12 protein-coding genes are annotated in these 12,103 nt (G+C 70.3%); 9 read left to right on the top strand and 3 right to left on the bottom strand.

The features are described from left to right. From AC1DOC_RS04590 to AC1DOC_RS04580, 3 genes are all read left to right on the top strand, one after another. On the top strand, nucleotides 1-828 hold an 828-nt coding region (locus AC1DOC_RS04590), incomplete at its 5' end, for a CoA transferase (RefSeq protein WP_478129459.1). A gap of 9 nt (nucleotides 829-837) precedes the next feature. Continuing rightward, complete coding sequence (locus AC1DOC_RS04585) at nucleotides 838-1,731, top strand: amidohydrolase family protein (protein WP_412511563.1); 894 nt, start codon at nucleotides 838-840, stop codon at nucleotides 1,729-1,731. Beyond that, nucleotides 1,728-2,693 (top strand): Bug family tripartite tricarboxylate transporter substrate binding protein, encoded by a 966-nt coding sequence (locus tag AC1DOC_RS04580; RefSeq protein WP_412511562.1) that lies wholly within the window; start codon nucleotides 1,728-1,730, stop codon nucleotides 2,691-2,693. Before AC1DOC_RS04585 ends, AC1DOC_RS04580 begins: the two co-directional genes overlap by 4 nt. Nucleotides 2,694-2,718: 25 nt before the next feature. Here the strand turns inward: AC1DOC_RS04580 and AC1DOC_RS04575 are convergent, their stop codons facing one another. Beyond that, nucleotides 2,719-3,876, bottom strand: a complete 1,158-nt coding sequence (locus AC1DOC_RS04575; RefSeq protein ID WP_412511561.1) for a DJ-1/PfpI family protein — start codon at nucleotides 3,874-3,876, stop codon at nucleotides 2,719-2,721. 47 nt (nucleotides 3,877-3,923) lie between these two features. Here AC1DOC_RS04575 and AC1DOC_RS04570 point away from each other — a divergent pair, with 47 nt between their 5' ends. Next, nucleotides 3,924-4,922, top strand: a complete 999-nt coding sequence (locus AC1DOC_RS04570) for a GlxA family transcriptional regulator (RefSeq protein WP_412511560.1) — start codon at nucleotides 3,924-3,926, stop codon at nucleotides 4,920-4,922. Continuing rightward, nucleotides 4,909-6,093, top strand: a complete 1,185-nt coding sequence (locus AC1DOC_RS04565; RefSeq protein WP_412511559.1) for a glycoside hydrolase 100 family protein — start codon at nucleotides 4,909-4,911, stop codon at nucleotides 6,091-6,093. The genes AC1DOC_RS04570 and AC1DOC_RS04565 overlap by 14 nt, the downstream gene beginning before the upstream one ends. 6 nt (nucleotides 6,094-6,099) lie before the next feature. Here the strand turns inward: AC1DOC_RS04565 and AC1DOC_RS04560 are convergent, their stop codons facing one another. Next, on the bottom strand, nucleotides 6,100-6,462 hold the full coding sequence (locus tag AC1DOC_RS04560) for a c-type cytochrome (RefSeq protein WP_412511558.1): 363 nt from the start codon (nucleotides 6,460-6,462) through the stop codon (nucleotides 6,100-6,102). Nucleotides 6,463-6,543: 81 nt separating this feature from the next. On the opposite strand from AC1DOC_RS04560, the gene AC1DOC_RS04555 reads away from it, so the two are divergent. After that, complete coding sequence (locus tag AC1DOC_RS04555) at nucleotides 6,544-7,605, top strand: adenosine deaminase (protein ID WP_478129458.1); 1,062 nt, start codon at nucleotides 6,544-6,546, stop codon at nucleotides 7,603-7,605. Here the strand turns inward: AC1DOC_RS04555 and AC1DOC_RS04550 are convergent. Next, nucleotides 7,566-8,888, bottom strand: a complete 1,323-nt coding sequence (locus AC1DOC_RS04550) for an MFS transporter (protein ID WP_478129457.1) — start codon at nucleotides 8,886-8,888, stop codon at nucleotides 7,566-7,568. The two genes, AC1DOC_RS04555 and AC1DOC_RS04550, sit on opposite strands and share 40 nt — an antisense overlap. Nucleotides 8,889-8,985: 97 nt before the next feature. Here AC1DOC_RS04550 and AC1DOC_RS04545 point away from each other — a divergent pair, with 97 nt between their 5' ends. From AC1DOC_RS04545 to AC1DOC_RS04535, 3 genes are all read left to right on the top strand, one after another. Further along, on the top strand, nucleotides 8,986-9,933 hold the full coding sequence (locus AC1DOC_RS04545; protein WP_412511555.1) for a LysR substrate-binding domain-containing protein: 948 nt from the start codon (nucleotides 8,986-8,988) through the stop codon (nucleotides 9,931-9,933). 87 nt (nucleotides 9,934-10,020) lie between these two features. Next, entirely contained in the window at nucleotides 10,021-10,827 is an 807-nt protein-coding gene (locus AC1DOC_RS04540) for a helix-turn-helix domain-containing protein (protein ID WP_478129455.1), read from the top strand. Between the two features lie 96 nt (nucleotides 10,828-10,923). After that, nucleotides 10,924-12,103: penicillin acylase family protein (locus AC1DOC_RS04535; RefSeq protein WP_478129454.1), on the top strand; the 1,180-nt coding region annotated here is incomplete at its 3' end.

Below are 12,103 nucleotides of genomic sequence, written 5' to 3'. Positions count from 1 at the left end.
GCCTACGAGCAGCTGAAGGCCGTCAATCCGCGCCTGATCTATTGCAGCCTCACGGRCTATGGCGAAACCGGTCCGCTGCGCGAGAAGGCGGGCTACGACCAGGTGCTGCAGACCATGACCGGCATGTGCGCGCTGCAGGGCAAGCGCGGCGAGCCGCCCGAGATCATCTATGGCTCGGTGGTCGMCTACTATGCGGCCGCGCTGGTGGCCGCGGGCGTGGCCTCGGCGCTGTACGAGCGCGAGAAAAGCGGCCAGGGCCAGTTCGTCGGCGTGTCGCTGCTGCGCTCCGCGCTCACGATGCAGTCGGCGCGCATGGTGTGGGCCGAGGGCGAGCCCAAGGACGTGGGGCGCGACATGCGCTCGGGCGGCATCACCGGCATCCATCCGACGCGCGAGGGGCATCTCTACATCTCGGCCAACACGCCGCATTTCTGGCGCGCGCTGTGCGACAAGGTGGGCCTGTCCGAACTCGCGGCCGACGAGCGCTACGACTCGGTGCGCAAGCGCGCGCAGCATTTTGCCGAGATCGTTCCGCTGCTGCGCGAGGCGCTGGCCGCGCGCAGCGCGCTCGAGTGGGAGGAACTGTTCGGCGAGGAGGTGCCCTGCGCCGCAGCCCGCACGGTCGAGGACATGTTCGACAACGAGCAGGTGCTGGCCGAGGACATGGTGGCGACCTTCGCGCATCCCACGCTCGGCTCCTACCGCGGCTTCACGCGGCCGGTGCAGTTCGGCCGCACGCCCGGCCCCGAGCCCTTTGCGGCACCCACGCTGGGGCAGCACACGCAGGCGGTGCTGGCGGCGCACAAGGCCGCGGACGCGGCCGGCTGAACGACGCGCATGCAAGTTCCCCACAGCAGCGGCACGCGCAAGCCCGCCTGCACCGCGCCCGCGGGCGCCTGCGATGCGCACATGCATGTCTACGACCGCCGCTTCGCACTCCACGGCTCGCCCGAGGCGATGCTCGACGACGCCACGGCCGCCGACTACCGCCTGCTGCAGCAGCGCATCGGCACCGAGCGCACGGTCGTCGTGCAGCCGCGCGTGCACGGCACCGACAACAGCGTGACGCTCGATGCCATTCGCACATTGGGCACGGCGCACACCCGCGGCGTGGCCGTGGTCCGGCCCGACGTGAGCGATGCCGAGCTCGAGCGCCTGCATGCGGGCGGCATTCGCGGTATCCGCTTCACGCTCTACACGGCCGCCAATGCGATGACCGGCTTCGAGATGGTCGAGCCGCTCGCGCAGCGCGTGCATGCGCTGGGCTGGCATGTGCAGTTGCACTGGAACGCGGACCAGATCGCCGGGCATGCGGCCCTGCTCGCGCGGCTGCCCTGCACGATCGTGTTCGACCACCTTGCGCGGCTGCCGCTGCCCGATGCGACGGCGCATCCTGCATTCGGCGTGGTGAGCCGGCTGCGCGACAGCGGCCGCACCTGGATCAAGCTCTCGGGCGCCTATCTCGATTCGAAGGCCGGCGCCGCTGGCGGCTATGCAGACACGAGCGCCATTGCACAGGCCTGGGTCCGCCAGGCGCCGGAGCGCGTGGTGTGGGGCAGCGACTGGCCGCATCCGACCGAGCCCGCGGCCGCCAAGCCCGACGACGCGCTGCTGTTCGACCTGCTGGGCCAATGGGTTCCGGACGAGGCCCAGCGCCGCCGCGTGCTCGTCGACAACCCCGCGCTGCTGTACGACTTTCCTGAAACGACCAAGACCGAGACGACCGAATGACGAAGAAGAAACGCATCCTGAAATCGATGGCCGCACTGGCCGCCTGCGTGCCGCTGCTGGGCTGGGCCGCATGGCCCGAGAAGCCGATCCGCATGGTGGTGCCGTACGCCGCGGGCGGCGGCGCCGACAACACCGCGCGCGTCGTCGCGCAGCAGATGAGCATCGCGCTCGGCCAGCAGATCGTCATCGACAACCGGCCGGGTGCGGGCGGCGTGATCGGCGAGGACAACGTGGCCAAGGCGCCCGCCGACGGCTACACCGTGCTCTACGACGCCTCGGCGTTCTCGGTGAACCCGTCGCTGCGCAAGCTGCCTTTCGATGCCGCGAAAGACTTCATCCCGGTGTCGCTGGTGGCCACCGCGCCGCAGATCCTCGTCGTGCCCGCCACGGCGCCCTACCAGACAGTGGCGCAGTTCCTGGACTTCGCGCGCAAGAACCCCGGCAAGCTGAGCTTTGCCTCGGCGGGTGGCGGCACCGGCTCGCACCTGGCGGGCGAGGCGCTGAACGAGCAGGCCAAGCTCAGCCTCATGCACGTGCCCTACAAGGGCGGCGCACCCGCGCTGACCGACGTGATGGGCGAGCAGGTGTCGGCCTACTTCGGCAACGTGGCGTCGACGCTCGGCTACGTGCAGTCGGGCAAGCTGCGCGCGCTGGCCGTGAGTTCCGCCAAGCGCGTGCCCGGCCTGCCCGACACGCCGACGCTCGCCGAGTCGGGCCTGCCGGGCTACAACGTGGTCGAGTGGAACGGCGTGTTTCTTCCCAAGGGCACGCCGCCCGACATCGTGCAGCGGCTCGGCAAGGCGGTGCAGGCGGCCGTCAACGAGCCGCAGGTCAAGCAGAAGCTGCTGCAGCTTGGCCTGGAACCCGCCGGCACCACGCCGGAGGCCTTTGCGAAGTTCGTGCAGAACGAGACGGGGCGCGTGGGCGCGCTGGTGAAGGCGCGCAACATCCGGGTCGATTGAATCCGGCCTTCTTCCCTTCTTCTCTTCATGCAGCCGGCCGCCCACCCCCGCAGGCTGCTGCAACCGAGGCCGCCGGGTATTCCATCTCCAGCATGACCCAGTCGCGCCGCGCCGCGCCATAGCGCTCGCCGATCTCGCACAGCGTGCGGTCCAGCTGCGGCACCGGCTTCAGCGACGAAGAGAGCGGCAGGCGCCCTGTCCCTTCGCGGGGCGGCTGCGCCAGCAGCACCAGCCCGCTGCGCAGCCTGACCGGGCCCGCGGCCGATGCGGCATCGACGCCGATGTGCCCGGTGCGCGTCCACGCATCGACGGCCAGCGCCAGGGCGATGTCGTCGGCGCCGTCCTGCACATCCACGCGCCAATGCTCGCCGCGCCAGAACGCAGCCTTGTTGAGCAGGAAGTCCACCCTGCGGCCGGTGTCCAGGTAGAACGGCGAACTGTCGTGCACCGGCGTCCATGAAGCCACGCCGAGTTCCGTTGCAAGGGCCCTGGCTTTCTCTGGCCCGCCGATCGCCTCCACCAGCGCCAGCATGGCCGGCACCGAGGCGGTGATGCCGGTGGTGGTGGCAACCCCGCGGTCCACCACGTAGCGCTGGTGCGGCACGTAGCTGGCGCCGGGGTGGCGCGCAAGCAGCGTGCCGCGGTCGTACCAGTGGCCCGCGAAGCGCCGGCCGTCGAGCAGGCCGGCGCGGCCGACCACGCGCGCGCCCGAGCAGACGCCGATCACCCGTGCACCGCGCGCCGCCTGCTGCTGGAGCCAGGCCGCCACCTCAGGGTTGTCGTCGGCGATCATCGCCGGCACGATCACGTAGTCGGCGCCCGCGGGATGAAGCCTGTCGAAGCCGGCAAAGTCCTGCGCGCCATCGACCTCGAGTGCGGGATACAGGCTCACGCGGCCCGCGCGCGGCGCCACGATCCGCACCTCGGCCACATCGGCGCGCCGGAGCACCGCATGCGGCAGCAGCAGGTCGGTCATCTCGGTGCCTTCGTTCAGCGCGAGCACGGCCACCACGGGCCGGCCGGCGCGATGCGGCTTCAGCGCCTCGACGAAGGCCTGCTTCTCGCGCTCGCTGCGCGCCGCATCGGCCTGCGCGGGCGGCAGCGGCGGCGCGCCCCCCGTGCAGCCTGCCAGCGCAAAGGCTGCAATACTTGCACCGATCAGCGCTCCTATCGATCTCCACATGGCCATTCCCCTGTCGACTTGATGATGACGATGCCCAGAGATTACGAATGCCCACCCTGACCCGCAAGGACGAAGAAACCGCGGTTTCTGCCAGCGACGTGGTGCTGGTGGTGTTCGACGGCGTCGAGGTGATCGACGTCGCCGGCCCGGCCAGCGTGTTCAGCAAGGCCGAGCAGATGCATCCGGGCAGCTACCGCCTGCACATCGCATCGCCGGCCGGCGGCACCGTGTCGACGAACGGCGGCCTGAGCTTTTCCGGCACCTGCAGCCTGCAGCAGCTGCCCGCGTCGATCGACACGCTGATCGTCGCCGGCGGGGACGAGCCGGCGGTGCGCGCGGCCATCCTCGAGCAGCGCATCGGCGCCTGGCTACGCCAAGTGGCGCCGCGCACGCGCCGCATGGCGAGCGTGTGCAGCGGCGCCTTCGCGCTGGCCGCGGCGGGCCTGCTCGACGGCCGCGAGGCCACCACCCACTGGCGCGTGTGCGACCAGCTGCAGGCGCTGCGGCCGCAGGTGCGGGTGCAGCGCGAGCGCATCTACGTGCACGACGGGCCGGTGTGGACCTCGGCCGGCGTCACCACCTGCATCGAGCTTGCGCTTGCGCTGGTCGAGGACGACCTCGGCCATGCCGTGTCGATGGAAATCGCCCGCACGCTGGCGCTGCCGATGCTGCGCGGCGGGGCGCAGCCGCAGCTGACGCAGGCGCTCCAGGCGCAGGCCTCGGCCAGCCACCGCCTGCGCGAACTGGTGGCGTGGATCGGCACGCATCCGCAGGATGACCTGTCGGTCGAGGCCCTGGCCGAGCGCGTGCAGATGAGCCCGAGAAACTTCGCGCGCGCCTTCGCGGCCGAGACCGGCTGCACGCCGGCGCGCTTTGTCGAACAGGTCCGCGTGGCCGCCGCCGCGCAGCTGCTGCGCCAGACGCGGTGGCCGCAGGACCGCATCGCGAGCCGCAGCGGCTTCCGCTCGGTGGACGCGCTGCAGCGCGCCTTCGCGCGGCAGCACGGCCTGACGCCGCAAGCCTATCGAACCCATGACGACACCTGACGCCACTTCCCTTGCACTGATCGACGACTGTTCCCAAGCTTCGCTGCAACTGCTCGAACGCAACCTCACGCCGCACGGCATCCTGGCCGCCACCCGCACCGAGGCGGCCGTGGCGCGGCGCTACACGCGCATCTTCGGGCGCGACGCGGCCATCTGCGTGATGGCCATGTGCGGCAGCGGCGTGCCCGCGCTGGAGCAGGGCGCCGTCGCCAGCCTCGACGCGCTGGCCGCGCAGCAGGCGGCCAACGGCCAGATTCCCAAGTACGTCGACCCCGATGGCCAGGATGCCGACTTCTGGTACCTGGGCTGCATCGACGCCACGCTGTGGTGGCTGATCGCGGTGGACCACGTGCGCCGCCACGGCCAGGTCGGCGCCACGCACTGGCACGCCGAGGTGCAGCGCGCGATCGGCTGGCTGCTGGCGCAGGAGCACCAGCACTTCCGGCTGCTGCAGCAGAACGAGGCCAGCGACTGGGCCGACATCATGCCGCGCTCGGGCTATGTGCTCTACACCAACGCGCTCTGGTACGAGGTGAAGCGCCGCTTCGCGCTGGACCATGCCGAGGCGACGCAGCACCACTTCAACCACCTGTTCAATCCGTTCCAGCAGGATCTGCCCGAATACCACCGCGCCCGGCTGCTGCGGCACTACGCGCGCCGCGGCCGGACCGACCCGGGCCTGTACCTGAGCTTCGTCAACCTGTCCTTCGTCGGCAACGAGGGCGACGTGTTCGGCAACGTGCTGGCCATCCAGGGCGGGCTCGCCGATTCGGAGATGGCGAACCGCATCGTCCGCACCATTGCCGCGGCGCGCGCCTGCGAGCCGTACCCGGTGCGCGTGGTGCTGCATCCGCTGACGCGCGAGCATGCGCTGTGGCGGCCGTACATGGCGCGCCACCAGCAGAACGTGGTGCACCAGTACCACAACGGCGGCATCTGGCCTTTCGTGGGCGGCTTCTGGGTGATGGCGCTCGCGCGGCTCGGGCTGCACGACGTGGCCTGGCCCGAGCTTGCGCGCCTTGCGCATGTGAACCAACTCGGCGGCTGGCGTTTTACCGAGTGGTTCCACGGCCGCACGCTGGTGCCGATGGGCATGGCGGGCCAGAGCTGGAATGCCGCGGCCTTTCTGCTCGCCCGGCGTGCGCTGGAGGGCAGCGGGGCGGCCTGGTGACTGACTTCAGGGAGGTGGCTGCGAAAGAACCCAGCCGGCCAGCGCCTTCGCCTCTTCATCGCTCAGCTGCGGCTGGCGCGGCATGATGACGCGCCCCCAGGTGCCCACGCTGCCGCCCTGGATCTTTGCGGCCAGCCGCGAGGGCGCCGCCGCGTCGCCGCGGTAGCGCTTGGCGATCTGCGCGAAGCCGGGGCCGACCTGCTTTCGGAGCATGCCGTGGCAGGCGAGGCAGCCGCGTTCGCGGGCCAGTGCCTGCGCCCCGTCGACAGTGCCGGCGAATGCCGGCGCGGACATCAGCAGCGAAACCAGCAGCGCGAGCGACAGAAGTTTCCGCCTGTTGCGCGATGGACGTTTTGAAATGAGAGGCATGGGCCCTATACGTTCTGGCGCATCTCCCACGGGGCGGCTGCGCTTATGCTGTGCGGAAATCACAACGCCGATTTTCCCACCATGACCGACTACCGCCCCGTCTTCGACCAGAGCTTCGGCAAGCTCGCCGCCGAGCGCCTGCCCGAACTGCTGCGCGCCATGCCCAAGGCCGAGCTGCACATGCACATCGAGGGCTCGCTCGAACCCGAGCTGATCTTCGCGCTCGCGCAGCGCAACGGCGTGGCCATTCCCTATGCCAGCGTCGAAGAGCTGCGCCGCGCCTACGCCTTCACCAACCTGCAGAGCTTTCTCGACATCTACTACGCCGGCGCGAGCGTGCTGCTGAAGGAGCAGGACTTCTACGACATGGCCTGGGCCTACCTGGAGCGCSCCGCGGCCGACAACGTGGTGCGCACCGAGATGTTCTTCGACCCGCAGACGCACACCGCGCGCGGCGTGCCGATGGAGACGGTCGTCCACGGCCTGCACCGCGCATGCGCGGATGCAGAGGCGAAGCTCGGCGTGAGCGCGGCGCTGATCCTGTGCTTCCTGCGCCACCTGAGCGAGGAAGAGGCCTTCGAAACGCTGGAGCAGGCGCTGCCGTTCCGCGACAAGTTCATCGGCGTGGGCCTCGATTCGAGCGAGGTCGGCCATCCGCCCGAGAAGTTCGCGCGCGTGTTCGCGCGCTGCCGCGAGCTGGGCTTCCACTTGGTCGCACACGCGGGCGAGGAGGGGCCGCCGGCCTACGTGTGGAGCGCGCTCGACGTGCTCAAGGTCGAGCGCGTCGACCACGGCGTGCAGAGCGCAAAGGATCCGGCGCTGATGAAGCGGCTCGCGCAGGACCGCATTCCGCTCACCGTGTGTCCGCTGTCCAACCTCAAGCTCTGCGTGTTCCCCGACCTGGCGCAGCACAACCTGGGCGCGCTGCTCGACGCGGGGCTGGTGGCCACCGTCAATTCGGACGACCCGGCCTACTTCGGCGGCTACATGAACCAGAACTTCACGCAGACCTTCGGGGCCACCGGCCTCGGCGTGCAGCAGGCCTGGCAGCTCGCGGCCAACAGCTTCGAAGGCAGCTTCATCGACGCCGCCGCCAAGCGCGCCTACGTCGACCGGCTCAACGCCGTCTTCGCGAGCTTCTGACCGGCCGCGGCGGCCCGCGGCACCAGCAGCGGCATCGCCACCAGCGCGCAGGCGCTGGCCGCAAGCCACACCAGCGGYCAGCCCTGCAGCGCGAGCAGGTGCGGAATGGAAAAGGGCGTGATGAAGCACACCAGGAACACGCTGGTGTTCGCCATGCCGAGCGCGGTGCCCGCGCGGGCCGCGCCGGCCAGCGTGGCCAGTTCCGTGTAGGCCACGCCGTGCCAGGCTGATACGCAGACGCCGCTGGCCGCGAGCAGCCCCACCAGTGCGATGCGCAGCGCCGCTGAATCGGCTGCGTGCGTGCCCGCCGCCATCACCAGTACTGCGAGTCCTGCGAACAGCAGCACGCTGAGCGCACTGCAGGCGCGCAGGTAGGCGGGGCGGTTGCGGCGGCGGTCGGTCCAGCGGCCGCTCCATACGCGCATCGCCATCGCGCCGACCTGCACGAACACCATCGTGGCCGTGATGGTTGCAAGGCCCGCATGGCCGAAGTCGTGCAGGAACACCGTGCCGAAGGACAGCACCGCGAACTGCGGCGCGCACAGGATGCCGATGCCCAGCACGATGCGCCAGACGCGGGCATCGCGCAGCGGGCCGCTCTTCTTCGGCATGGCCGCGGCTTCGGCAACACCGGCCCTGGTGCGCGGCGTGTCCGGCGTGTCCGGCGCGATGGGCGGCTCATGCACCCAGGCCCAGCTCATGGCCGCGCTCAGCGCGCACAGCAGCGCCAGCAGGCCGTAGAGCGCGGCAAAGCCGAAGTGCAATGCGACGAACGGCAGCACCAGCGCGCCGATGCCGCCGCCCAGCGGCACCGCGGTCTGGCGGATGCTCATCGCAAGCCCGCGCTCGCCGGCGTCGAACCACGTCATCACCGCGCGGCCGCTCGCGCCGTTGACGCTGCCGCCCAGCAGGCCCACCAGCAGCAGGCCGGCGCCGAGCCAGCCGAGGCCGGGGATGTGCTGCGCGCTGGGCGCGGCCCAGAGCGCCATCGCCACGAGTGCGATGGCGGTGCTGCCAAGACCCGTGAGCAGCACCGGCCGGTCGCCCCAGCGGTCGGTCAGCAGTCCCCACGGCAGCTCGCTGACCGAGATGCCCAGGCCCATGAGGCCGAGCACGAGGCCGAGCGTGGCATTGTCGAGCTGGTAGCCGGTGCGCATCAGCACCGCAGTCATCGGGATGCCGCTGAAGGCCACGGAGAACGCCGCGTTGGCGGCCACGCCGGCGGCCAGCACCTTCCAGCGGTGGCGCGGGGAACAGGAAGGGGAGGAGGGCGAATGGATCATGTTGCGGCGCAGTGTCCGCCGTTGCAAAGATTCTGAAAATCAGAAAATAATGAGCCAATCGTCCCAAAAATCAGGACGATCAACGAAGGGTGGATCCATGTCCCAGGTGATGTTCGATCTCGATGTGCTGCGCAGTTTTTCCACTGGCATCGCGCTCGGCAGCTATGCGCGCGCGGCCGACCGGCTGGGCCGCTCCACATCGGCCGTGAGCGCGCAGCTCAAGAAACTGGAGGCGCAGGCCGGCACCGCGCTGTTCCGCAAGGCCGGCCGCAGGCTGGAGCTCACCGACGCGGGCGAGACGCTGCTGGCCTATGCCCACCGCATGCTCGAACTCAACGAGGAAGCGGGCGCCGCCATGCGCGGTGCAGACCTGCAGGGCTGGGTGCGGCTCGGCCTGCAGGAAGACTTCGGCGAAACGCTGCTGCCCGCGGTGCTCGGCCGCTTTGCGCGCGCGCATCCCAAGGTGCGCATCGAGGCCTGCGTGGCGCGCAGCGCCGAACTGCGCGAACGGCTCGAACTTCGGCAGCTCGACCTGGCGCTGGTGTGGGACACCGGCGAGCAGATGACGCCGCACGGCGAGCGCGTGGCGCGGCTGCCGCTGCAATGGATCGGCCCGAGGTCGCCCGATGCGCTCGACGCGGCCTGGTGGAAGGAGCGAGAGCGCCGCGGCAGCAGCGTGCGCAAGTCGAAGGAGCCGCTGCCGCTGGTGCTGCTCGATGCGCCATGTCCGCTGCGCGAGATCGTGGTGGCCGCGCTCGACCGCGCCGGCACGCCGTGGCGGCATGCGTTCACGAGCGCCAGCCTGGCCGCGCTGTGGGCCGCCACCTCGGCCGGGCTGGGCCTGTCGGTGCGCACGCCCTTCGGCCTGCCCGCGCATGTGCGTGCCATCGACCGCGCGGCCATCGGCCTGCCGGCGCTGCCGCAGATGTCGCTGATGCTCTATCGCGCGCAGGCCGCGGCCGAGGCCCCGGTGGCGCGCCTTGCCACGCTGCTGCTGGAGGCCGTGCGCGAGCATGTGCAGGCGGAGCCGGCGCAGCTTCATTGAGCCGCACCGGGCACAATCCCGTAGCCCTTGCGCCGTGCCGATGCATGAGAATCCGTCGCCGGAGACAAGACAAAAAAGAGACACGGCATGACCACGCAGCAAAACTTCCTGCACCTCTGGGACGACAGGTTTCTCTACATCACGCCGGCGATCCAGTCGGGGCTCACGGCGCGCTCGTCGGCGACGCTGCTGGCGTCGGTCAGCGGCCATCCGTTCATGCTCGAGGCGCTCGATGGCACGCGCGTGCACTGTACCGCCGCGCTGGTGGCTCCGCATGTGTCGCGCCGGCTCGACGTCGATGGTTGCGGGCTGCTGTCGCTCAACCTCGATCCGGCATCGAGCGCCTACCGCATGCTCGCGCGCTGCATGGGCGGCCACGGCATCGAGCCGATCGATGCGCGCTGCTTCGGCAAGCTGCGCGACGACTTCGAACCCGCGCAGCGCGGGCTGCTCGGCGACGCCCGGCTGCAGTCGCTCAGCGCAAAGATGGTCGAGGCGATCACCGGATGCCCGGAACTCGCGCCGCCGATCGACCGGCGCATCGAACGCGTGCTGCAGGCCATCCGCGAACACGCCGGCCAGATCCCGCTGAAGAAACTCTCGGCCGTGGCCTGCCTATCGCCCGACCGGCTGACGCATCTCTTCGCCGAGCAGGTGGGTGTGTCGGTCAAGCGCTATGCGTTGTGGACCAAGGTGYGGCGCACGGTGCAGCAGTTCACCGGCCACCGGCCGCTCACCGACGTGGCGCTGGTCAGCGGCTTCACCGATGCGGCGCACATGAGCCGTACCTTCCAGCGTTACTTCGGGCTCCCGCCGTCGTTTCTCGCGAGCCGGGTGCATGTGACGGCGGACGCGCAGGCGTCGCACGCCTGGGGCCACGCGACCGCCCACTGAGTCGCCCGCATGACAGCGGCTGCGTTCAAGCCGCGGCCTGTCTCCATGCGTAGGCTGCAAGGTGCTCCATCRAGAGAGCATCAACCGGAGACATCCATGAGACAGACATCCTCGCGCGGCGCCATGCCGCTGTCCCTGCTCGCGTTGGCAACCGCGGCCGTACTCACCGCCTGCGGCGGCGGTGGAGGCAACGGGTTCTCGTTCCCGCCCGTCGCTGGCAACCCGCCCGGCAGCCCGCCGGCCGAAGGCGCCTACAAGGCCGAGATCCGTCGTACCGCGATGGGTGTGCCGCACATCAAGGCCGACACCTGGTCCGGCGCGGGCTACGGCTACGGTTATGCGCAGGCCGAGGACAACCTCTGCACCATGGCCGACTCGTTCCTCACCTACCGCGGCGAGCGTTCGCAGTACCTTGGCGGCGACGCGCAGCTCGTGGCCGGCAGCACCATCGGGCGGCCGAAGAACATCGATTCCGACTTCTTCCACAAGCACGTGATCTCGGCCGACGTGCTCGAGAAGATGATCGCCGCGCAGCCCGACAACCTCCGGCAACTGGTCGAGGGCTTTGCCGCGGGCTACAACCGCTATCTGCGCGACCTGAAGGCCGGCGGCGCGGCGCACGAGGCCTGCCGGAGCGAAGCCTGGGTGAAGCCGATCGCGGCCGAGGACATCTACCGCCGCATGTACGCGGCCAACCTCGCGGGCGGCTACAGCAACTTCCTGCCGAACATCGCCAACGCGATCGCTCCGGCACCGGCTGCGCCCGCCAAGACCGCCGCACGCGGCAGGCTCGACAAGGCCAGGCTGCAACTCGCGGCAGCCGGCATGCGCCTGCCCGAGCTGCAGGTGGGCGGGCACGAAGGCGTCGGCAGCAACATGATCGGCTTCGGCACCGCGGCCACCGGCGACGCGAGCCCGCTGCTCTTCGGCAATCCGCACTGGTACTGGCGCGGGCCCGACCGCTTCTACCAGGCGCAGCTCACGATCCCGGGCCAGCTCAACATCAGCGGCACCTCCTTCCTGGGCATTCCGGTGATCCTGATCGGCTTCAACGACAACATCGCATGGAGCCACACGGTGTCGACCGCGCGCCGCTTCGGCTTCTTCGAACTCAAGCTGGCGGCGGGCGACCCGACCCGCTACATGCGCGACGGCAGCGCCGTGAAGATGCAGGCGCAGGAGATCACGGTCAAGGTGAAGCAGGCCGACGGCAGCATGGCGCCGGTGACGCGCACGCTCTACAAGTCGGAGTACGGGCCGATGGTCAACCTGGCGC

This window comes from Variovorax sp. 01T439_2, from assembly GCF_056398445.1.
This window is presented reverse-complemented; position numbering and strand designations above follow the sequence as displayed.